This window comes from Pseudomonas sp. NFACC16-2, assembly GCF_900119205.1.
Taxonomy (GTDB): domain Bacteria; phylum Pseudomonadota; class Gammaproteobacteria; order Pseudomonadales; family Pseudomonadaceae; genus Aquipseudomonas; species Aquipseudomonas fluorescens_Q.
Genome location: NZ_FPIX01000041.1, coordinates 1 through 22,536 on the forward strand (window position 1 = coordinate 1; position 22,536 = coordinate 22,536).

The window sequence follows — 22,536 nt, forward strand, 5'->3', positions numbered from 1 at the left end:
CGCTTGAGGGCTGCTCGATCATTCTTGACGGTATCAATGGTTTGCAGGTCAGAGCGATAAACAACTATTTCGGCCTTGGCGACATCAATGCCAACAACCGTTGGCGAGGTAAGGATTGTCATGACGAATCCTCGGAGCTAGGGTTTAGGTGCTTGTCGGGGTCTACCTTTGCGCTGGCTTGCCTCTATCGTCGGTCTTACCGATGAATTCCTTATTGGCGCTTTGGGTAGAAAGGGCGGGACGAGAAGTCTCCCACGGTCCGTACTGGCTAGAGTCGGAATCGAGCTTTTAGTCCCGCCCACCCCTTCAAGTCTAAACATACAAGCGAGCTTGCTCGCGATGGGGCCCGCCAAGGCGACGCAAAATGACGCGTGAATCCCATTCGTCCGCGACATGACGCCCTTTCATATGCCTTCCAAAACCGGTTGAGGTAGAATGCCCCCCTTTTCTGCCCCCGATCCTTGAGGACCGCCATGTTCAGCCGTGATTTGACTATTGCCAAGTACGACGCCGATCTCTTTGCCGCCATGGAGCAAGAAGCTCAGCGCCAGGAAGAGCACATTGAGCTGATCGCTTCGGAAAACTACACCAGCCCCGCGGTGATGGAAGCTCAAGGCTCGGTACTGACCAACAAGTACGCCGAAGGCTACCCAGGCAAGCGTTACTACGGTGGTTGCGAGTACGTCGACGTGGTCGAGCAACTGGCCATCGACCGCGCCAAGCAACTGTTCGGCGCCGATTACGCCAACGTCCAGCCGCACGCAGGCTCCCAAGCCAACTCCGCCGTGTACTTGGCGCTGCTGTCGGCTGGTGACACCATCCTGGGCATGAGCCTGGCCCACGGCGGTCACCTGACCCACGGTGCCAGCGTTTCCTCCTCCGGCAAGCTGTACAACGCCGTCCAGTACGGCATCGACGGCAACGGCCTGATCGACTACGACGAAGTCGAGCGCTTGGCCCTCGAGCACAAGCCGAAAATGATCGTGGCCGGTTTCTCCGCCTACTCCCAGGTCCTCGACTTCCCGCGTTTCCGCGAGATTGCCGACAAGGTCGGTGCCTACCTGTTCGTCGACATGGCCCACGTTGCCGGTCTGGTCGCCGCTGGCGTCTACCCGAACCCGGTGCCATTCGCCGACGTGGTCACCACCACCACCCACAAGACCCTGCGCGGTCCACGTGGCGGCCTGATCCTGGCGCGCGCCAATGCCGACATCGAGAAGAAGCTGAACTCCGCCGTCTTCCCGGGCGCCCAGGGTGGCCCGCTGGAGCACGTGATCGCAGCCAAGGCGATCTGTTTCAAGGAAGCCCTGCAACCTGAGTTCAAGGCTTACCAGCAACAAGTGGTGAAGAATGCCAAGGCCATGGCCGGCGTGTTCATCGAGCGCGGCTTCGACGTGGTGTCCGGCGGTACTGAAAACCACCTGTTCCTGCTCTCGCTGATCAAGCAAGAAATTTCCGGCAAAGACGCCGACGCGGCGCTGGGCAAGGCGTTCATCACCGTCAACAAGAACTCGGTGCCAAACGACCCACGCTCTCCGTTCGTCACCTCGGGTCTGCGTTTCGGCACCCCGGCCGTGACCACTCGCGGTTTCAAGGAAGCCGAGTGCAAGGAACTGGCTGGCTGGATCTGCGACATCCTGGCGGACCTGAACAACGAAGCGGTCATCGACGCCGTGCGTGAGAAGGTCAAGGCTATTTGCAAGAAGCTGCCGGTGTACGGCGCTTAATCAGCCCGTCAGACCGTAGCCAAAAGGCCCGCCTCTTCGAGGCGGGCCTTTTTTATGGGCTGTTAAAAAGTTAACGCCAACTTACCCATTCATCCTTACACCATTCACTGGTTGTTATCGCACTTAATTTTCTGCAATACAGATAATACCACCCACCCCCAACAAACGAATAAGATCCCACTCGCTCCATCTCATACTTACTAACTCAATACAGGATTCAATTATCACATGGACAGTGAAAAATCTTTTCATGCAACACTTCGCATGTTTGATGCCCACGTCAATCTACTTGAAACGCTGCATGGTAAACCTGCGATGGCGACCGTCAGTTCATTCAGCGGCGGGTTCTTTACCGGCAAACCGCAAACCCATGATCACTCGCATTTACTCGGCATGCGCGCCGAAGCCCAGGGCACAGCCTCTACCCAATTGATGCTGCATTTCCGACCTACGCCCAATGGCTACATCCTGACCCTGAAAAACCCCGGGGAATACTACAACACGCTGATTAGCAAGAGTTGGCTTGAAGTACTTGGTGCAGTACATCCAGATACTGTCAACCCGACGCGTTTCATCCTGATTGACCAACAACACAACATCATTACTCGGAAAAACATCAACACCCAGCACACCCCCCTCTCACTCATGACCGCAACCCATAAATATGTCGGCGGATTAAGAGTGCGTGGTTCGCCGTACCTCTATCTGGCCGAGACCGAAGAAAAATCAAAGATAACTTTTATCTTGAGCCTGCACTAAGGCATGTAAATCTCGTAAAAGACAAATAACCAGACAGCTCTTGTGGCGCAGGATATTCCCTCGCCACAAGGCTCTACGGTGGGCAGTTTCTCCTTTAACAACTCACCTTGGGCAAGTTGAAAGCCACAGGCAGCGGAACATCAAAGCAGGATGGCATCGAAGCCTGCACGGATTTTCTCTTCGGGCAGTTCGTCGGCGATGAATACGATCACGCTTTCCCGGGGCTCATCCGGAGCCCATTCGGTGTCCCAATCGAAACCGTACAGTTTCAGTACGCCCTGGAATACCAGTCGACGGGGTTCGCCGACGATGTTCAGCACCCCTTTGTAGCGCAGCAATTGCTTGCCGTGCTCTTCCAGCAACTGGTTCATGAACTCGCTGAGCTTTTCGATATCCAGTGGTTTGTCAGTGCGCAGCACGAGGCTGCTGATCCGATCGCCCGTGGTGGCCTTGCCGACCGGCCGCAAGCTGAACCCTGCGCCCAGGTCCGCATTGAGATTGAAGCCACGGATATCGAGCAGTTCGGCCAGGTCGATCTTGCCATGTTCCACCACCCTGATAGGCGCTCGCCGATTGATGCGCGTCAAGCGCTCACCCAGGGCTTGGACCAGGGCTGCGTCCACCAGATCGGTTTTGCTCAAGAGCAGGCGGTCGGCAAATCCAACCTGGGCCTGGGCGATGGCCTGGGTCAGGTGGACATCGGCATGAGCAGCATCCACCAGGGTCAGGATCCCATCGAGGATGTAACGCTCGCGCAGGTCCTCATCGATGAAAAACGTCTGGGCCACCGGCGCTGGGTCGGCCAGGCCGGTGCACTCGATGACCAGGCGATCGAAGGCAATCTCGCCGCTGTCCAGCCGCTCGAGCAACAGATACAGGGCCTTGGTCAGGTCGGTGTGGATGGTGCAGCACACGCAACCGTTGGCCAGGGTCATGACTTGCACCGGCTCGTCGCCCAGCAGTTGGGTGTCGATACCGGCATCGCTGAATTCGTTCTCGATCACGGCGATTTTCAGGCCGTGCTCGGCCTTGAGCAGATGGCGCAACAGCGTGGTCTTGCCGGCGCCGAGGAAGCCGCTGAGGATGGTGACCGGGATGGGAGAGGACAAACTGAATCTCCTTGATGCCTGAAAGGGAAGCGGTTTTGTGGAAGCGAGCCTGCACACGAAGGCGTCGGGTCAGTTGACATCGATGCTACTGACCCACCGCCATCGCGAGCAAGCCCGCTCCCACATGGGTTTGAGGCTACCTCAACTCAACAGCACTTGGGCCCAGCCTTGCCACCGTAACCAACAGCGCAATCAAGCCAGACAACCACCCTGTGGCGAGGGAGCTTGCTCCCGCTCGGCTGCGCAGCAGTCGCAAACCGGCTGATACGGTCGGCCTGAAGGACCGCTGGGGCCTGCTTCGCACGCCAGCGGGAGCAAGCTCCCTCGCCACAAGGGATTTGTGGCGTATGCAAATCTTGAGAACACCAAAAACAACTGTGGGAGCGGGCTTGCTCGCGATGGCGGTGTGTCAGTCAACATGATCGTAACTGACCCACCGCCATCGCGGGCAAGCCCACTCCCACATGGGGTTTGAGGCGGCCTCAACTCAACAGCACTTGGGCCCACCCTTGCCACCGTAACGGGCCTCCTGGCGTTCGCGGAAGAACGCCTCGTAGTCCATCAACGGTTTGTCCGGGTGCTTGGTTTGCATGTGCTCGACGTAGTTGTCGTAGTCAGGCATGCCGACCATCAGGCGCGCGGCCTGACCGAGGTATTTACCGAGGCGACTCAAGTCATTGAACATCGTTGCAATCCCCTATCAAGCGTCCGGCACGGCCTGGAATGGCGCTTCTTTATCCGTGCGTTCCTTAGTGCCCCAGGCGGCGATGCCGACCTTGAGCGCGTAGAACAGGATGCTGAAGACCACGAACAGGAACAACACCGTCAGCGTGGCGTTGGTGTAAGCGTTGAACACCACGTGCTGCATCTGCTCGATGCTCTTGGCCGGGGCCAGGATCTGGCCGGCGGCCAGGGCATCGTTGTATTTGCGCGCCAGGGCCAGGAAGCCGATCGCCGGGTTGGCGTCGAACAGCTTGATCAGGCCCGCGGTGGTGGTGCAGATCAGCAGCCAGGCCGCCGGCAGCAGCGTGACCCAGACGTAGCGCTGGCGCTTCATCTTGATCAGTACCACGGTGGCGAGCATCAGGGCAATACCGGCCAGCATCTGGTTGGAGATGCCGAACAGCGGCCACAAGGTATTGATGCCGCCCAGCGGATCGATCACGCCCTGGTACAGCAGGTAGCCCCACAGCGCCACGCAACCGGCAGTGGCAATCAGGTTGGCCGGCCAGGATTCGGTGCGCTTGAGCGACGGCACGAACGAGCCGAGCAAGTCCTGCAGCATGAACCGCCCGGCACGGGTGCCGGCGTCCACGGCGGTGAGGATGAACAGCGCTTCGAACAGGATCGCGAAGTGGTACCAGAACGCCATGGTGTTCTCACCCGGCAGCACCGAGTGCAGGATCTGCGCGATACCGACCGCCAGGGTCGGCGCACCGCCGGCGCGGGCCAGCACGGTGGTCTCGCCGATGTCCTTGGCCACCGCTTGCAGGGCCTCGGGGGTGATTGCAAAACCCCAGCTACTGACGGTTTGCGCCACGGCCACCACATCACCGCCGACGATCGCCGCCGGGCTATTCATGGCGAAGTACACGCCCGGCTCGATCACCGACGCCGCGACCATGGCCATGATCGCCACGAAGGACTCCATCAGCATGCCGCCGTAACCGATGTAGCGGGCGTTGGTTTCGTTATCCAGCAGCTTGGGCGTGGTGCCCGAGGAGATCAGCGCATGGAACCCCGAGACCGCGCCGCAGGCGATGGTGATGAACAGGAACGGGAACAGCCCGCCCTTCCACACCGGTCCCGTGCCGTCGGTGAACTGGGTCAGCGCCGGCATTTTCAGCTCGGGCATGGTGACCAGGATGCCGATCGCCAGGGCGACGATGGTGCCGATCTTGAGAAAGGTCGACAGGTAGTCCCGCGGCGCCAGGATCAGCCACACCGGCAGCACCGCCGCGACAAAACCGTAGCCGATCAGCATCCAGGTGATCTGGATGCCGGTGAAGGTAAAGGCCTTGGCCCAGACCGGATCGGCCGCGATCTGCCCGCCCAGCCAGATCGAGCCCAGCAGCAACAGCACGCCAATCACCGAGATTTCACCGATGCGGCCCGGGCGGATGTAGCGCATGTACAGGCCCATGAACATCGCGATCGGGATGGTCGCCATCACCGTGAAAATGCCCCACGGGCTCTCGGCCAGGGCCTTGACCACGATCAGCGCCAACACCGCGAGGATGATGATCATGATCAGGAAGCAGCCAAACAGCGCAATGGTGCCAGGGATACGGCCCATTTCTTCACGGACCATGTCGCCCAGGGAGCGCCCGTTGCGGCGGGTGGACAGGAACAGGACCATGAAGTCCTGCACCGCACCGGCCAGCACCACGCCGGCGATCAGCCACAGCGTGCCGGGCAGGTAGCCCATCTGCGCCGCCAGCACCGGCCCGACCAGCGGCCCCGCGCCGGCAATGGCCGCGAAGTGGTGGCCGAAGAGAATGTGTTTGTTGGTCGGGACGTAGTCCAGGCCATCGTTGTTGAGCACGGCAGGGGTGGCCCGGCGCGCATCGAGTTGCATCACGTTGTTGGCGATGAAGAGGCTGTAGTAGCGGTAGGCGACCAAGTAGATGGCCACGGCTGCGACGACGATCCAGAGGGCGTTGATGGGTTCGCCGCGGCGCAAGGCCACGACACTCAACGCACAGGCCCCCAGAACGGCGACGGCAAACCAGGCGAGGTGTTTAACCAGACGGGTTGTCATTGCGTGTCTCCTGCCGATATCCAGTGGATTGCGGCGATTGTTTTTATAGTGTGCCCCGGCTATTCGGAGCCGGCCCAATATCCCTGCAACCGGTCAATAAATAAATCCGTAGAACTACGTAGATCCCCAATTCCCCCTGTGGGAGCAAGGCTTGCCCGCGATAGAGTCAATACGGTCTTTCATACACCGCGACGCCAGCGTCGCGAACAAGCTTTGCTCCCACATGTCTTGCGCCACAGGTTTTATGCCTCATCCATGGGTTTGGCATATGATGCCGCCATTCGCCTCCCCGCCGAGTCCGGACAGGAGTACAGATGCTGCTCAAACACAAAATCGTCGCCCTCGGGATTTTGCCGCTGGTCCTGGCCATCGCGGTCATCTGTGCCCTGGTGATCTCGCTCAATCGCCAGTTGGGCGATCAACAGGCGCAACTGATCGAAGACAGCATCCTGGCGAGCAAGCGCGCTGAGCTGAAGAATTATGTCGAGATGGCGCAGAGCCTGATCGCCCCGCTGTATGACAACGGACGGGGAGACGAACGCGCGCAACAGCAGGTCCTGGAAGAACTGCGCAAGCTTAGCTTCGGCATAAACGGTTATTTTTTCGTGTATGACCGCCAGGGCCGCAGCCTCATGCATGCCCGCCAGTCGGAACTGGTGGGGCAATACCTCTGGGACATGAAGGACCCCCACGGCCTGCCGGTCATCCAGGCATTGCTCAAGAGTGCCGAATCAGGCGAAGGGTTCCAGCGCTACGCCTGGAACAAGCCCTCCTCCGGCCAGGTGACCGACAAGCTGGCCTATGTCGTGATGCTCGATCAATGGGGCTGGATGCTCGGCACCGGGATTTACCTGGAGGATGTCGAACGCGCCACCCAGCAAGCCCGCGACGAAGTCGCCCATGGCATCCACAGCACCATGCAAGCCATCGCCGCGATCGCCTTGGTGGCGGTCCTGCTGGTATTTGCCGGCGGCATGACCCTCAACGTCAGCGAACATCGCCTGGCCGATAAAAAGCTGCAGCGACTGAACCAGCGTATCGTCAGCTTGCAGGAAGAAGAACGCTCGCGGGTCTCGCGCGAGCTGCACGACGGCATCAGCCAACTGCTGGTGTCGATAAAATTCCAGTTCGAACTGGCCAGCCATGTGTTGGAAAACGGCCAGGAAAACGGCCTGGGCATCCTCAAGAATGCAACCGACCGGCTGGGCGAAGCCATCGGCGAGATCCGTAGCATCTCCCACGACTTGCGCTCGTCCCTGCTCGACACCCTGGGCCTGCCCGCCGCCATCGGCCAGCTCGCGACCGAGTTCCAGCAGCGCAGCGGACTTGAGGTGTCCTACCGAAGCAACGAATTCGATTGCCGCCTGGAAAATGGCGCCCCTGTCTCGCTGTTCCGCATTGCCCAGGAAGCCCTGACCAATATCGAGCGCCATGCCGGGGCGAAAAGCGTCGGCATTACCCTGTTCGGCTCCAGCCAGTCCTTGCGGCTGACAGTGGTCGACGACGGGATGGGGTTCAACGTCCCGCAAGTGGAACGCGGCCATGCCGGCATCGGCCTGCGTAATATCCGCGAGCGGGTCGAGCATTTCGGCGGACGCCTGGAAGTGACGTCCGTGCCGGGCCGCAGCGAACTGGACATCCTGCTTCCCATGAACCTCTCGGTCACTGAAAACTGATGTTCGCCCACTCCAACAAGAGCACTCGTCGATGAACCTGCCTCCCGTGATTCGCGTCGCCCTGGTCGATGACCATTCCCTGGTCCGCGACGGCATCAGGGCTCTGCTGTCGGTGATGCCGCAACTGGATGTGGTGGGCGAAGCCGAGAACGGTGCGCAAGCGATCGAAATGGTCGGTCGCTGCCAACCGGACCTGCTGCTGATGGACATCGGCCTCAAGGATAAGAACGGACTCGAACTGACCCGGCTGCTGGGCAAGCAATACCCCAGCCTCAAGATCCTGATCCTCAGCATGTACGACAATTATGAGTACGTGAGCGAGTCCGTGCGTTCCGGCGCCAGCGGCTACGTGCTCAAGAACGCGCCATCGCGGGAAATCATCGCGGCCATCGAAGCCATCATCAGCGGCGGCACCTTCTACAGTGCCGAGATCGCCCAGCGGCTCGCCACCGACCCGCACACCGACAATGAGCTGACGCCGCGGGAAAGCCAGGTGCTGTACAAAATGGTCCAGGGCCTGAACAACAAGGAAATGGCCCGTGAACTGGACATCAGCGTACGCACCGTCGAAACCCATCGCCTGAGCATCCGCCGCAAGCTGAACATCGACAAGCCCGCGGCCCTGGTGAAATACGCGATCGACCACGGGATCATTTCCCGCTAGGCCCCACACCGCTCCCTCGCCACAGGTCATTCATTTCAATCGGCGTGGTAATAACCCGGCAACGCAAGATCATCCAACAAACCTGGGCCGCTTGGCGTCCAGCCCAGCAAGGCACGGGTGTACGCGCTGGACACTGCCATGTTCGCGCCCGCCATGTGGGCGAACCAGCCGAAATGCTCACGCTCGCGGGATTCCACCGGCAACCCCAGGCCACGACCGATCGCCTGGGCAATGTCCTTGAACGGCACGGCCTCGTCGGCGACGGCGTGGTAGACGGATTGCGTCACGCCCTGCTCCAGCGCCAGCCGATAGACCCGTGCGGCGTCCAGTCGATGCACGCCCGACCAACAATGGACGCCGTCCCCGAGATAGGCCGAAACGCCTGTCTCCCGGGCCAGGCGAATCAGGATCGGCACGAACCCATGGTCGCCGAGGCCATGGACCGAGGGCGCCAGTCGCACCGTCGCCACACGCACCCCACGCTCGGCCAAGTCCCGGGCGGCGGCTTCGGACTTGCGGGGCGAGGCCGGGCTCACCACTTCCAGTTCACTCGCGCCCCGCGTCAATCCAAACAGCCCAGACGTCACCAGCAACGGCCGGTCAGAGCCTTGCAACGCATCGCCCAACGTTTCGATGGCGCGGCGGTCCTGTTGGGCATTTTCGGCAAATCGCGAGAAGTCATGATTGAACGCCGTGTGAATCACCGCGTCCGCCGTCGAGGCGACGCTGTGCAAGATCTCGAGATCATCCAAAGTGCCTGAAATCACCTTCGCGCCTGTCGCAGCCAGTGTCGCGCCTTTTTCTTCGCATCGGGCCAGGCCCGTGACCCGATGCCCGGCGGCGATCAGATCCTGTACCACGGACGCCCCAACCCAGCCCGTGGCACCGGTAACGAATACGTGCATATGCAACGCTCCTGTACTAAAAAACCGAGACCGAAAATCTTCTATAACCCATCGAAGACTCAGAATTTGTATTGAACGTGTGCTTGCCGTCCTCTCAGCAACATCAGGGCCACCCCGAAAGACAGCCCAACGGCAATGGCGCCGCCCAGGTAAACCGCACCCATGCCCCAGCCACTCGCCAACAAACCGGCCAGCGGACTGGTGATGCCCAGGGAAATATCAAGAAACGCGACGTAGGCCCCCATGGCGAGACCGCGTGCCTGCGGTGGCGCACGCCGTACCGCTTCCACGCCGAAGCCGGGAAACGCCAGGGAATAACCGAAACCAGTGAAAGCCGCCCCCAAATAAGCCATGGTCGCGGTGTCGGCGCTCCAGATCAGCAGCAGCCCAACGGTTTCGATCAATACGCAGACCAGCGCGACGCGAGCGCCGCCAATCTTGTCCGGAAGGTGCCCGAAAAGCAGGCGAGCAGCGATGAAAGCCACACCGAACGCAGTGAACGCCAAGGAAGCGTTGCCCCAATCCCTGGCCGCGAACAACAGGGCAATGAACGCCGTGACGACACCAAAGCCGACGCTGCAAAACGCCAATCCCATGCCGGGAACCCATACAGCACCGAGCATCGTGTAGAACGGTGTACGCCGGGTCGCCGTAGGGGCGACAGCGCGCACGCCCGCGACAATCGCCAAGGCCAACAGAGGAATGAACATCGAGGCCATGGCAATGCCCGTGAATCCCCAGCCGCCATTCAACGCCACGCCAAGCGGAGCGCCCAGGGCATAGGCGCCGTACATGGCGATGCCATTCCAGGCCATGACCTTGCCGGCATGCTGCGCGCCCACCAGGCCGATGCCCCACCCCAGCGCACCGGTGACAATGAGGCTTTCGCCAATTGCCAGCAGCACCCGACCGCCCGACAAGAGCCAGACCGACGTGACTGGCGCAGCAACGAACGCCAGGGAAAGCAGATAGACCAGTCCTGAAACCACGGCTGTCACCAGCCCGGTCATGACCGCGCGTTTCCCACCGCACATGTCGGCAAAGTTGCCGGCCCAGGCCCGTGACAACAGCGCAGCGGCGAACTGCGCCCCGACCACCAGGCCAATCACCAGCGTGCCCATGCCCAGCGCATCGTGCAGATGAAGGGGCAAGACAGGCAACTGCATACCGATCGTGAGGAAGCCGATGAATACGGTCAGAGTGAGCGGCGACAGCTTGAGGACCGGATTGGTCTCGACGGCTGCCTTAGGCGCCGAAGTAACGCCGAGATGAATATTGTCTTGTGTCATAACCCTACCCACGGAAAGGATGCGATATGACGTTGAACGCTGCCGGTGACGCCGACTAAAATGCGATCAATTCGTCGCATTCAAGATACGAACAATCCGTCGCCTTTCCTATTCGCATTCCCTGCCGAGGTTCATGCCCACATGTCCGAACGCTCAAGCCCGCAGATTTCCTCGCGTAAACAGCCGCAACAGGCACGCTCCACCGAGCTCGTCGCCGCGGTTCTGCAAGCGGCTGTTCAGGTTCTGGCGACCCAGGGCGCGGCACGCTTCACGGTGGCCAGGGTTGCCGAGCGAGCTGGCGTGAGCGTTGGCTCGGTGTACCAGTACTTCCCGAACAAAGCGGCGATCCTGTTCCGCCTGCAAAGTGATGAATGGCGACAAACCAGCGACATGCTGCGCGAGATTCTTGAAGACAACCTCAAGCCGCCCTTCGAGCGCCTGCGTACCCTGGTGCAGGCGTTCATCCAGTCCGAATGTGACGAAGCCCAGATACGCGTTGCCCTCAACGACGCCGCCCCGCTCTACCGCGACGCTCCCGAGCACCAGGCCGCGCGGATGTCGGTGCAGCAGTCGGTGGATGCTTTCATGCTGCAAGCATTGCCAGACGCCCCGGCACAAACCCGCACCCTGGCAGGTGACCTGGTCATCAGCACGCTCAGTGCCGTGGGTAAGCGCTTCTCATCAGCGCCCCGCTCTCCTTCGGACATTGCCATCTACAGCGATGCCATGGCCGATATGTTCTGCGCCTACCTGGCAAGCTTGCAGCGCCCCCTTGAGACCGCTACCTGCTGACGGTTCGTCAGCCATGCTCCAGTGACAGCCTGCCAACACTTTTACTACACTCCCCGATCTTGTTTCCCTCCGCTACGAGACGTCCCCTCACGATGAAAACCATAACAAGCTCGATGACGTTCTGTGGCCTGCTGGCGCTCTCTTGCGGCGCCTTGGCCGAACCGACACCTTCGCTACTGGACCAGGTCCTGCAACGCGGCGAACTGAAGGTGTGCACCACCGGCGACTACAAGCCCTATACCTTTAAAACCGAAACCGGCGAATACGAAGGCATCGACATCGACATGGCGCGCTCGCTGGCCGCCAGCCTGGGCGTCAAGGTGCAATGGGTGCAGACCACCTGGAAAACCCTGATGCCGGATATGGTTGCCGGTCAATGCGACATCGGCATGGGTGGGATTTCGGTGACGCTGGAGCGCCAGAAGAAAGCCTATTTCAGTAACACCCTGGACGTGGATGGCAAGATCCCGCTGGTGCGTTGCGAAGACAAGGAGCGCTACCAGACCCTCGAGCAGATGAACCAGCCTTCGGTGCGTCTTGTCGAGCCGGCCGGCGGCACCAACGAAGCCTTCGTCCGGGCGTTCCTGCCCAACGGCCAGTTGAACTTCCACGACAACGTGACCATCTTCCAGCAACTGCTGGACAAGAAGGCCGACGTGATGATTACCGACGCGTCAGAAGCGCTCTACCAGCAAAAACTCAAGCCTGGCCTGTGCGCGGTCAACCCGACCCGCTACCTGCAATATGGCGAGAAGGCCTACCTGCTGCCTCGGGATGACAACACCTGGAAGATGTACGTCGATCAGTGGTTGCACTTGAGCAAGGCCAATGGCAGCTACCAGAAAGTGATTGGGCAGTGGCTGGCCGTTCCCGCCGCCCAATGACCGTTCGCTGAGAAAACAAAAAAAACCTGTGGGAGCGAGCTCGCTCGCGATGGCGTCAGGTCAGCCACATTGATGTCGACTGACACACTGCAATCGCGAGCAAGCTCCCACAGGGGGCCTGTGACGGGGTCTGCCCCGGACAGGCCCATCCGCCTCACTGTGCCGCGCGCACCTTGGCGATTTCCTCATACATCGTCTTCACCAGGTCGCCATCCAAGGATTTGGCGAACTTGTCGACTACCGGTTTGACCCGCTCACGAAAGCGATCTTTCTCCGCCGGGGTGACTTCGTTCACGGTCATGGCACCGGCCAACGTCACCTTGGCCTTGTCCATGCTCGCCGCCGTGACTTCACGCTGGAACTTCTGCGCCTCAGTGGCAGCCGAGCGAATCATCGCCTTCTCATCGTCGTTGAGGCGGTTCCAGGTTTTCTGGCTGATGATCAGCGACTGCGGGTTGAAGATGTGGCCCGTGACGGAGAGATACTTCTGCACCTCGTAGAACTTGTTGCCCTCAATCACGGTGAACGGGTTTTCCTGACCGTCGATGGTGTGCTGCTCAAGGCCCGTGTAGACCTCGGGAAACGCCATCGGCACCGGGTTGGCCCCCAGGGCGGAGAAGGTCTCCAGGTAGATCGGCGACTGGATCACGCGAATCTTCAAGCCCTGCATGTCTTCAAGCTTGGTCACCGGGTGCTTGCTGTTGGTCAGGTTACGAAAACCCAGGTCCCAATAACCCAGCGCGACCAGCCCTTTGCTGTCCAGTTGCGCGGCCAGTTTCTGTCCGACCGGCCCATCGATGACCGCATGGGCTTCCTCGACGTCGTTGAACAGGAACGGGAAATCGAGCATGGCGTAATCCGGTGCCTGGGCGGCCAGGATGCCGGAGTTGAGCACGGTGATGTCCAGCGTGCCGCCCTGCAACGCCGACACCGTTTGTACATCACCGCCCAGCGTACCGCCTGGGAACAGGCGGACCTTGATCTTGCCACCGCTCTTTTCGCTGAGCAGGTCGGCGAACTTCTGCGCGCCCTGGCCTTGCGGATGCTCCTTGACGTTCTGGAAGGCGAATCGCAAGGTGCGTTCGCGGATTTCATCTGCGTGACTGGCCACGCTACCCAGCAGCAGTCCCGTTGCGCACGCCCCGGCCAACAGGGTTTTCATCAGTTGTCCCATGTCACTCTCCGATCATTATTGTTTTAAGGTCGAGCTAGCCAGCACCGGTGTTATCCGGTGAAGAATTTCAACGGTCCCAGGACCAATTGCGGAAACAGGACCAACAAGAACAGCACCACAAACTGCGCAAACATGAACGGCCACACCCCGCGCACGATTTCTTCGAAATCCAGCTTCGCCACCCCGCAGACCACGTTGAGCACCGTGCCCACGGGAGGCGTGATCAGGCCGATGGCTGTGTTGATCAGGAACAGCACGCCGAAGTACACCGGATCGATCCCCGCCTGGATGACCGCCGGCATCAGCACCGGGGTGAGGATGAGGATGGTCGGGGTCATGTCCATCACCGTCCCCACCAGGATGATCAGCGTCATCATCACCAGCAACAGAAGGGTCTGGTTGTCCATGAAGGGCGCCAGCATTTCCGCCAACTGGCCCGGCAGATCGGCGATGGTCACCAGCCACGATGAAACCATGGCCGCCGCCACCAGCAGCATCACCACCGAAGTGGTCTTTGCCGAAGACAGGATCACTTCGTACAACTGGCTGACTTTCATTTCCCGGTAGATCACCAGGGACACGAACAGCGAATAGACCGCCGCGACCACGGCGGCTTCCGTGGGGGTGAAGATGCCGAACTTGAGGCCCAGGATGATGATCAAGGGCAGGCCCATCGCCCAACTGCCGTCGAGCAACGTGCGCAGCACTTCGGCACGGGAACGCTTGGGCGGCGTCTCGACGTTCTCGCTGCGGGAGATGTACCACCAGGCAACGGCCAGCGAAGCCCCCAGCATCAGGCCCGGCACGATACCGGCCAGGAACAGCTTGGAAATCGACACCCCGGACGCCACGCCAAAGACGATGAAACCAATGCTCGGCGGAATGACCGGTGCGATGATGCTACCGGCGGCGATCAGACCGGCCGAGCGCCCTCGGTTGTGCCCGGCCAGCACCATCATCGGCACCAACAAAGCCGCCAGTGCCGCCGCATCGGCCACGGCCGAACCGGAGAGCGACGCCAACAGGCAGGAAGCGATGATCGCCACGTAACCCAGGCCTCCGCGCTTATGCCCCACCAGCGCCATGGCAATATTGACGATGCGTTTGGACAGGCCGCCGACGTTCATGATTTCGCCGGCCAACATGAAGAACGGCACAGCCATCAGCGGGAAGCTGTCCGCGCCATTGAGCAGGTTCTGGGCGATGATCTGCGCGTCGAACAGATCCAGGTAGAACATCAACGCCACACTGACCACCAGCAAGGCAAACGCGATAGGCATGCCCAGTGCCATGCTGCCCATCAGAGACCCGAGGAAAATAACCAACGTCATGGGCGGGTACTCTTTGTAGGGTTATGGGCAATGGGGTCATGGGTGATCGCCTCGGCATCGTTGTCCTTGACCATCACCAACTCGTCATCCCCCAGCTTGCCGAACAGCGCCAGGTAGAGCTCGTAAAGCAGGATCGCTGCGGCACTGGCGCCAAACACCAGGCCGGCACCATAAAACAGCGCCATGGACAATCCTGACGCCGGAGCAACGACATTCAGGTTGATCGCAGCCTGTTGCCAGCTGCCACTGAAAATCAGCCAGCAGATGTACAACATCAAAAGATGACTGATGACCAGGCAGATACGCTTGCCTGCCGGCGGCAAGCGCTTGACCAGGCTGTCCATGCCCAGGTGAGCACGGTCCTTGAGCGCCACCACGGCACCGAGAAAAATCATCCAGACGAAGAACCAGCGCGACAGCTCCTCCGACACACTGATGCCAGAATTGAAGGCATAACGCAGCACCACATTGCCGAACACCAGCAAGATCATCGCGACCATGCACAACACAATCAGTAGCTTGAGCAGCTTGAAATACAGATTCACCACTTTTGTCATCTTGAAGGCCTCAGAGGCTTGTCGAGCGCCCACACACCACTGGCGCGATAAAACCGCAACAGCATGGGGTCGCTATAGGATCGAACCTGGGAGACTGGAAGATGCGCTGCAAAGACGGATCAAGGAGAAAGCTTGCGCTGCTCGGGTAGGCATGGGTGTTCCTCTATATTTTTATTATGGTCTTTGCCTCGTCGGGCGAGACAGCTGTCGCTAAAATGTACCACCCGGTTAGTTTGGTCAATATCCCAAGCTGGCGCACACTGCAAAGCGTGCGATTATCGACCAGACAATTGGCGTTTTTTATTGCATTGAGCTGCCACGCCAACAAGATTTGTATCGGTTTGTATAGGAAACGCGGCCTGATACGAAATGATGGATTTCATCCCCTCCCGGCACACACCGTCGATACATCTGCGCGTTTAACTGTGATCACCGGACAGCAATACATTCGTTACCACCGGCCCACTCAATCAAGCGCAAGGAGAATCACCATGTTCAACTTCTCGAAACTTTCGTCTCTTGCAATCGCCCTGACGCTGGTTGGCGGCGTCGGCCTGTCGAACGCAGCCTCGGCAAAGAGCGCCCCGGCCCAGGCTGCGCATCAACTGGCTGAAGGCGGGTCTGATCGTTTGATCCAGAATCGTGTGGCCGAGGGCGGCTCTGATCGCTTGATCGAGAATCGTTTGGCCGAGGGCGGGGCTGATCGCTTGCAGGAGTTGCGTGAACGCAGCGCGGTGTGAAGCGATTCTGTGGCGAGGGCGCTTGCTCCCTCGCCACAGAAGCGGATGGCGACCCATGGCTTGCGGCTCAAACCTCAGGGCTTGATGTTCTTCAGCTCATTGAGCAACCCGAGCAACTGCTCCATCTTTTGCTCGCCAAACTGCTCTTCGATCCGTCGATAGTTGCCTTCCATGCCCTCGCTCATGGACACGAAGCACTGCTGGCCGCGCTCGGTCAGCCCGACAAAGACTCGCCGCTGATCCTGGCTGGACTTCTGCCGCCGCACCAGACCGTCACGCTCCAGGCGACTGAGTACACCGGTCATGCTCGGCTTGAGGATGCACGCCTGGTGGGCGAGTTGATGGCTTTCCAGCTCCCCTTGCTGATGCAGGATGCGGATCACCCGCCATTGTTGTTCCGTGAGGTCATGCTGGTTCAGCGCCGGTCGAAAAAAAGCCATCGCCGCTTCGCGGGCTTGCAACAGCGTCAGGGTCAATGAGGGTCTGGGGTTAGCCATGTTCGAACTGTGTAGATGGGCGAGTCGGCAGCTTAGTGTCGCTATCACAGCGCTGCAAGCGCTCAGCGCAACCCTGATTGCCGCTGGCGATACTCCCCCGGCGTGAGTTGGGCATAACGCTGGAAAAACCGACTGAAATACGCCGGGTCCTTGAACCCGAGCTGGTAGCAGATTTCATTGGCCGAGCTGCCGGTGAACAGCAACAGGCGCTTGGCCTCCTGCATCAGCCGCTCCATGATCAAGCGCTTGGAAGGCAGGTCGGCGATGCGGCGGCACACGTCATTGAGGCGCGCCTCGGTCACGCCGATGCCTTCGGCGTAGCGCGATAACGGCCAATGCTGCAGGTAGTGGGCCTCGATCAACTCGTTGAAGCGGTGAAAGATCTTCAGGTCTTCATGCCGGGCCGGCCTGGCCTCCAGGGAGTTGGAACATAACCGCAGCAGGCTGATCATGATCAGCCGCGTCAACGCGTCCAGTGTTGCGCTGCGCCCCGGGCGCCCGGCCGTCACCTCCTCGCTCAACTCCTCGAACAGGTACTCCAACCGCCGCACCTCCCCTGCCTGCCCAGGCCCCAATTGCCCCAGCGCTACGCAGGCCGCCGGCATTTGCACGCCCGCAGGCGCCAGGCTCGGGTCGGCGTCGATCAACTGCCACACCAATTGCTGGCGCACCGTCAGCACATGCCCGTCACTGTCGGCCTCGGTCACGAAGGAATGGGGAATGGTCGGTGGCGTGAGGAAGAACATCGGGCCGGATTCGACGTACTGCTGGTCATCGAGATAGACGCGCACGGTGCCGCTCTTGACGTAGTGCACCTGGAAGAACCGGTCGTGACGATGAACCGGCATGTTGCGACCGAAAAAACCCGCCAGGTTGGCGAGTCGGTCGTAATGCACTTCGGCATCGCTATAGCGCTGGTCGTACACCTGACCAATGTTGATGTTGGGGATCGGCTGACGGTCAGTCATCACGCAGTACTCATTTTCTTATTCTGGTCCAGGTACCTACCGCATTCATCCTGCACCGAATCCGGCAAGGCAACCAGTGCCCGCTCATTCTGTCACGCTTGACGATAGTTAACATCTTAATTATAACTGTTAACACATTAACAATAACCGCAGAGCCCTCACCCTCTGCATCGCCAGGAGACAAGCATGAGCCGAGCCCTGCATGACGTCGCGACCGGCACCCTGTTCGGGGTCGCGCTGAACTACCAGGGGCTGCTGAAACAGCGCCTCGCCGAGTTCGAGCAACCGCCCTACCAAAAACCGCCGCTCAAGCCCGTGCTGTTCATCAAGACCCCCAACACCCGCAACTGGCACGGTGCCGAGGTGGTTCACCCCGGTCGCAGAGAAACACTGCAACCAGGGCCGGCGCTTGGCGTGGTCATGGGCAAGTCAGCCAGTCGCGTCAGTGCCGCCGAAGCCCTGGACTACGTGGCCGGCTACACCATCATCAATGAATTCAGCCTCCCGGAAGACAGCTATTACCGCCCCGCCGTCAAGGCCAAGTGCCGGGACGGCTTCTGCGCCATGGGCCCGGAACTGGTGCCCACCACTCAGGTGTCCGACCCTCACAGCCTGGCGATCACGCTGTACGTCAACGGCGAGGTTCGCCAGCAGAACAGCACGGCCAACTTCGTTCGCAACATTCCCCAACTGATCGCCGAGATCAGCGAGTTCATGACCTTGCATGCTGGCGACGTGCTGATCACCGGCACGCCTGAAGGCCGGGTCGACGTACTGCCCGGTGACCGTGTCGAAGTGGAGATCAGCGGCCTGGGCCGTCTGGTCAATATCATCGTGGCCGAGGAAACAGGAGCAGGTTCATGAAACACGCGCGCATTCGTTTTGAAGGCCAGGATCAAGCCGTCACCGTTGAAGCTCACAACGCAATACGCCTGGCGGACGGTCGCCTGCTGGCCGAGGACCAGGTCCAGTGGCTGCCACCGGCCACCGGCAGCATGTTCGCCTTGGGCCTGAACTATGCCGATCACGCCGCCGAACTGGCGTTCAAGCCACCGACCGAGCCCCTGGCGTTCATCAAGTCGCCCGGCACCTACACCGGCCATAACCAAGTGACCTGGCGTCCCGATAACGTCGCCTACATGCATTACGAGTGCGAGCTGGTGGCGGTCATCGGCAAAGCCGCGCGCAACGTCAAGCGCGAGGATGCGTTGGAATACCTGGCCGGCTACACCGTGTGCAACGACTACGCGATCCGCGATTACCTGGAAAACTACTACCGCCCCAACCTACGGGTGAAGAACCGTGATGCCACCACCCCCATCGGCCCATGGATCGTCGATGTGGCCGATGTACCGGACCCGGGCAACCTGACGCTGCGCACCTGGATCAATGGCGAACTGCGCCAGGAAGGCAGCACCAAGGACATGATTTTCGATATCCCGTACCTGATCGAATACCTGTCCAGCTTCATGACCTTGCAGCCCGGCGACATGATCGCCACCGGCACGCCGGAAGGCCTGGCCGACGTGGTGCCCGGTGATGAAGTGGTGGTGGAAGTGGAAGGCGTCGGTCGCCTGGTCAATCGAATTGTCAGCGAAGCCGAGTTCTTCGCATCCCGTAAAGAGGCTTGAGCAGCATGATCAAACACTGGATCGACGGCCGTGAGGTCGAAAGCAAAGACGTCTTCGTCAACTACAACCCCGCCACCGGCGAGGCCATCGGCGAAGTCGCCAGCGGCGGCGCCGAGGAAGTCGCCCAAGCGGTCGCGGCAGCCAAGCAAGCGTTTCCGAAATGGGCCAATACCCCGGCCAAGGAACGTGCCCGGCTGATGCGCAAGCTCGGTGAGTTGATCGAGCAGAACGTACCGAAACTGGCCGAACTGGAAACCCTCGACACCGGCTTGCCGATCCACCAGACCAAGAACGTGCTGATCCCGCGGGCCTCCCACAACTTCGATTTCTTTGCTGAAGTCTGCACGCGAATGGACGGCCATACCTACCCGGTCGACGACCAGATGCTCAACTACACCCTGTACCAACCGGTGGGTGTCTGCGCGCTGGTATCGCCCTGGAACGTACCGTTCATGACCGCGACCTGGAAAACGGCGCCGTGCCTGGCCCTGGGCAACACGGCCGTGCTGAAGATGTCCGAGCTGTCGCCGCTGACCGCCAACGAGTTGGGGCGCCTGGCCGTCGAGGCCGGCATTCCCAATGGCGTATTGAACGTGATCCAAGGCTACGGCGCCACCGCCGGCGACGCGCTGGTGCGCCACCCGGATGTACGGGCGATCTCCTTCACCGGCGGCACCGCCACCGGCAAGAAAATCATGCAGACCGCCGGGTTGAAAAAGTACTCGATGGAACTGGGCGGCAAGTCGCCGGTACTGATTTTCGAAGACGCTGACCTGGAACGCGCCCTCGACGCCGCGCTGTTCACGATTTTTTCCCTCAATGGCGAACGCTGCACCGCCGGCAGTCGGATCTTCATCCAGGAAAGCGTCTACCCGCAGTTCGTGGCCGAGTTCGCGGCCCGCGCCAAGCGCCTGATCGTCGGTGATCCGCAGGACCCGAAGACCCAGGTCGGTTCGATGATCACCCAGGCCCATTACGACAAGGTCACCGGCTACATCAAGATCGGCCTAGAAGAAGGCGCCACGCTCCTGGCCGGAGGCCTGGAGCGTCCGGCCAATTTGCCTGCCCACCTGAGCCGCGGCCAGTTCATCCAGCCGACGGTGTTCGCCGACGTCAACAACAAAATGCGCATCGCCCAGGAAGAAATCTTCGGCCCGGTGGTGTGCCTGATCCCGTTCAAGGATGAAGCAGAGGCCCTGCAACTGGCCAACGACACCGAATATGGCCTGGCTTCGTACATCTGGACCCAGGACATTGGCAAGGCCCATCGCCTGGCCCATGGCATCGAGGCCGGCATGGTGTTCATCAACAGCCAGAACGTGCGCGACCTGCGCCAGCCTTTCGGCGGCGTGAAGGGTTCCGGAACCGGCCGCGAAGGCGGACAGTACAGCTTTGAAGTGTTTGCCGAGATCAAGAACGTTTGCATCTCCATGGGCAGTCATCACATACCGCGATGGGGTGTTTAACCCAAGGTAAGTGATGAACCCTGTGGCGAGGGGATTTATCCCCGCTGGGGCGCGAAGCGGCCCCCTCGGTAGACCTGGCACACCGACTTCTCAAATATTGGGGCTGCTACGCAGCCCAGCGGGGATAAATCCCCTCGCCACAAAAGCTCCAACACAAGCAAGACCCGATTCACCGATTATCCAAGATCCAACAAGAACAATCTTTTCAGGAGAATCATCATGGGCGAAGTCGTCCTGGCTGCGAAAATCTGCCACGTTCCCTCGATGTACCTGTCGGAGCTGCCCGGCAAGCACCACGGTTGCCGCGCCGCCGCGATTGCCGGCCACAAGGAAATCGGCCGTCGCGCCCGTGAGCTGGGGGCCGACACCGCCGTGGTGTTCGACGTGCACTGGCTGGTCAACAGCGCCTATCACATCAACAGCGGCGCGCACTTCAAGGGCATCTACACCAGCAACGAGCTGCCTCACTTCATCAAGAACATGGAGTACGAATACTCAGGCGCCCCGGAACTGGGCGAACTGATCGCCGCCGAGGCCAATGCCGCCGATGTGCGCACCCTGGCCCACAACATCCCAAGTCTTGAACTGGAATACGGCACGCTGGTGCCGATGCGCTACATGCACATGGACGTCCCGCAGGACCAGAAATTCGACGTCGTTTCGATTGCTGCCTGGTGCGCCTGGCACCGCCTGCAAGATAGCTTCACCTTCGGCGCCGCCGTGCGCCGGGCCATCGAAAAAAGCGACCGCAAGGTCCTGGTGCTCGCGTCCGGCTCGCTGTCGCACCGTTTCTCCGACGATCGCAACGCTGAAGCCAACATCCACAACTGGACGCGGGAGTTCGACAAACAGGTCGACCTGCACGTCGTCGAGATGTGGCGCCAGGGCCGCTGGAAAGAGTTCTGCGCCATGCTCCCGGACTACGCCGAACACTGCTTCGGCGAAGGCAAGATGCATGACACGGCGATGCTGCTGGGGTTGCTCGGCGGGCCGGACTACGACAAGCCTGCCGAAATCATCACCGAGCCTTTCGGCAGCTCCGGCACCGGACAGATCAACGCCATTTTTCCAGTCTGAACAGCAGCTGCAAGCGGCAAGCTACAAGCTGATCGCTTGCAACTTGCCGCTTGTAGCTCACCACTCGAAGCTGCCGACGCAGGAGGCCTCATGCCACATTTCATCGCCGAATACACCGACAACATCGAACAACAAGCCGACCTGCCCGGCCTGTTTGAAAAGGTCCATACCTTGCTGGGCGACAGCGGCGTGTTCCCCCTGGGCGGCATCCGCAGCCGGGGCGTGCGCCTGGACACCTGGCGCATGGCCGACGGCAAGCACGACTACGCCTTCGTACACATGACCTTGAAAGTCGGTCACGGCCGCGACCTGGCCACGCGCCAGAAAGTCGCGGAAAAACTCTTCGAGGTGATCACCGCGCACTTTGCCGAGCTCCAGGCCCAGCGCCTGCTGGCCCTGTCGTTCGAGATGATCGAGCTGCACGAACAGCTCAATTTCAAGGCCAACAACGTCCACGCCTTCCTCAAGGGCCAGGCCACCTGAATCCGTCTGCCTCGCGTTCCCCATCGGCCTCTCTGACAAAAAGTAC

At 60.4% G+C, this 22,536-nt stretch carries 22 protein-coding genes; 12 read left to right on the forward strand and 10 right to left on the reverse strand.

Going from position 1 to position 22,536, the window contains the following annotated elements; translation table 11 throughout:
• Positions 1–473: 473 nt before the first annotated feature.
• On the forward strand, positions 474–1,727 hold the full coding sequence (gene glyA / locus BT116_RS24475; protein ID WP_072347783.1) for a serine hydroxymethyltransferase: 1,254 nt from the start codon (positions 474–476) through the stop codon (positions 1,725–1,727).
• A 228-nt stretch (positions 1,728–1,955) separates the two neighbouring features.
• Positions 1,956–2,486, forward strand: a complete 531-nt coding sequence (locus BT116_RS24480) for a hypothetical protein (protein WP_072347785.1) — start codon at positions 1,956–1,958, stop codon at positions 2,484–2,486.
• A gap of 140 nt (positions 2,487–2,626) precedes the next feature.
• Here BT116_RS24480 and yjiA read toward each other — a convergent pair whose 3' ends face one another.
• The 3 genes from yjiA to BT116_RS24495 form a co-directional block, all read right to left on the reverse strand.
• Entirely contained in the window at positions 2,627–3,595 is a 969-nt protein-coding gene (yjiA, locus tag BT116_RS24485; RefSeq protein WP_072347787.1) for a GTPase, read from the reverse strand.
• Positions 3,596–4,082: 487 nt separating this feature from the next.
• Complete coding sequence (locus tag BT116_RS24490) at positions 4,083–4,280, reverse strand: YbdD/YjiX family protein (protein ID WP_003201656.1); 198 nt, start codon at positions 4,278–4,280, stop codon at positions 4,083–4,085.
• 15 nt (positions 4,281–4,295) lie between these two features.
• On the reverse strand, positions 4,296–6,356 hold the full coding sequence (locus tag BT116_RS24495; RefSeq protein ID WP_072347789.1) for a carbon starvation CstA family protein: 2,061 nt from the start codon (positions 6,354–6,356) through the stop codon (positions 4,296–4,298).
• A 314-nt stretch (positions 6,357–6,670) separates the two neighbouring features.
• Here BT116_RS24495 and BT116_RS24500 point away from each other — a divergent pair, with 314 nt between their 5' ends.
• Positions 6,671–8,032, forward strand: a complete 1,362-nt coding sequence (locus tag BT116_RS24500) for a cache domain-containing protein (RefSeq protein ID WP_072347791.1) — start codon at positions 6,671–6,673, stop codon at positions 8,030–8,032.
• 31 nt (positions 8,033–8,063) lie between these two features.
• On the forward strand, positions 8,064–8,696 hold the full coding sequence (locus BT116_RS24505; protein ID WP_024619432.1) for a response regulator: 633 nt from the start codon (positions 8,064–8,066) through the stop codon (positions 8,694–8,696).
• Between the two features lie 35 nt (positions 8,697–8,731).
• Here BT116_RS24505 and BT116_RS24510 read toward each other — a convergent pair whose 3' ends face one another.
• Entirely contained in the window at positions 8,732–9,601 is an 870-nt protein-coding gene (locus BT116_RS24510) for an SDR family oxidoreductase (protein WP_072347793.1), read from the reverse strand.
• Between the two features lie 59 nt (positions 9,602–9,660).
• Entirely contained in the window at positions 9,661–10,890 is a 1,230-nt protein-coding gene (locus BT116_RS24515; RefSeq protein WP_072347795.1) for an arabinose transporter, read from the reverse strand.
• A 141-nt stretch (positions 10,891–11,031) separates the two neighbouring features.
• Between BT116_RS24515 and BT116_RS24520 the strand changes: the two genes are divergently transcribed.
• Both BT116_RS24520 and BT116_RS24525 read left to right on the forward strand, forming a co-directional pair.
• A complete protein-coding gene (locus BT116_RS24520; RefSeq protein WP_072347797.1) occupies positions 11,032–11,682 on the forward strand; it encodes a TetR/AcrR family transcriptional regulator in 651 nt (216 codons plus the stop codon).
• Between the two features lie 92 nt (positions 11,683–11,774).
• Positions 11,775–12,566, forward strand: a complete 792-nt coding sequence (locus BT116_RS24525; RefSeq protein WP_072347799.1) for a transporter substrate-binding domain-containing protein — start codon at positions 11,775–11,777, stop codon at positions 12,564–12,566.
• A gap of 154 nt (positions 12,567–12,720) precedes the next feature.
• Here the strand turns inward: BT116_RS24525 and BT116_RS24530 are convergent, their stop codons facing one another.
• Genes BT116_RS24530 through BT116_RS24540 form a run of 3 tightly spaced genes read right to left on the reverse strand, consistent with a single transcriptional unit; the run spans position 12,721 to position 15,628 of the window.
• Complete coding sequence (locus tag BT116_RS24530; protein WP_072347801.1) at positions 12,721–13,740, reverse strand: TRAP transporter substrate-binding protein; 1,020 nt, start codon at positions 13,738–13,740, stop codon at positions 12,721–12,723.
• Between the two features lie 50 nt (positions 13,741–13,790).
• A complete protein-coding gene (locus BT116_RS24535) occupies positions 13,791–15,071 on the reverse strand; it encodes a TRAP transporter large permease subunit (RefSeq protein WP_072347803.1) in 1,281 nt (426 codons plus the stop codon).
• The gene (locus BT116_RS24540) at positions 15,068–15,628 is read right to left on the reverse strand and encodes a TRAP transporter small permease (protein ID WP_072347805.1); all 561 of its coding nucleotides are present in this window, start codon (positions 15,626–15,628) and stop codon (positions 15,068–15,070) included. Before BT116_RS24540 ends, BT116_RS24535 begins: the two co-directional genes overlap by 4 nt.
• 155 nt (positions 15,629–15,783) lie before the next feature.
• Here BT116_RS24540 and BT116_RS31530 point away from each other — a divergent pair, with 155 nt between their 5' ends.
• The gene (locus BT116_RS31530) at positions 15,784–16,368 is read left to right on the forward strand and encodes a hypothetical protein (protein WP_256572607.1); all 585 of its coding nucleotides are present in this window, start codon (positions 15,784–15,786) and stop codon (positions 16,366–16,368) included.
• A 74-nt stretch (positions 16,369–16,442) separates the two neighbouring features.
• Here the strand turns inward: BT116_RS31530 and hpaR are convergent, their stop codons facing one another.
• Positions 16,443–16,865 carry a homoprotocatechuate degradation operon regulator HpaR gene (gene hpaR, locus BT116_RS24550; RefSeq protein ID WP_072347809.1) on the reverse strand — a complete coding sequence of 141 codons (423 nt, stop codon included), beginning with the start codon at positions 16,863–16,865 and terminating at the stop codon, positions 16,443–16,445.
• A gap of 62 nt (positions 16,866–16,927) precedes the next feature.
• Positions 16,928–17,833 carry a 4-hydroxyphenylacetate catabolism regulatory protein HpaA gene (hpaA, locus tag BT116_RS24555; protein WP_072347811.1) on the reverse strand — a complete coding sequence of 302 codons (906 nt, stop codon included), beginning with the start codon at positions 17,831–17,833 and terminating at the stop codon, positions 16,928–16,930.
• 186 nt (positions 17,834–18,019) lie between these two features.
• Here hpaA and BT116_RS24560 point away from each other — a divergent pair, with 186 nt between their 5' ends.
• From BT116_RS24560 to BT116_RS24580, 5 genes are all read left to right on the forward strand, one after another.
• Entirely contained in the window at positions 18,020–18,697 is a 678-nt protein-coding gene (locus BT116_RS24560) for a fumarylacetoacetate hydrolase family protein (protein WP_072347813.1), read from the forward strand.
• Positions 18,694–19,464, forward strand: coding sequence for a fumarylacetoacetate hydrolase family protein (locus BT116_RS24565; protein ID WP_072347814.1), 771 nt, complete (start codon positions 18,694–18,696; stop codon positions 19,462–19,464). The genes BT116_RS24560 and BT116_RS24565 overlap by 4 nt, the downstream gene beginning before the upstream one ends.
• Before the next feature lie 5 nt (positions 19,465–19,469).
• A complete protein-coding gene (hpaE, locus tag BT116_RS24570; RefSeq protein ID WP_072347816.1) occupies positions 19,470–20,930 on the forward strand; it encodes a 5-carboxymethyl-2-hydroxymuconate semialdehyde dehydrogenase in 1,461 nt (486 codons plus the stop codon).
• Positions 20,931–21,149: 219 nt separating this feature from the next.
• Complete coding sequence (hpaD, locus tag BT116_RS24575) at positions 21,150–22,007, forward strand: 3,4-dihydroxyphenylacetate 2,3-dioxygenase (RefSeq protein WP_072347818.1); 858 nt, start codon at positions 21,150–21,152, stop codon at positions 22,005–22,007.
• A 90-nt stretch (positions 22,008–22,097) separates the two neighbouring features.
• Positions 22,098–22,490 (forward strand): tautomerase family protein, encoded by a 393-nt coding sequence (locus BT116_RS24580; protein WP_072347820.1) that lies wholly within the window; start codon positions 22,098–22,100, stop codon positions 22,488–22,490.
• The last annotated feature ends 46 nt before the right edge of the window (positions 22,491–22,536 follow it).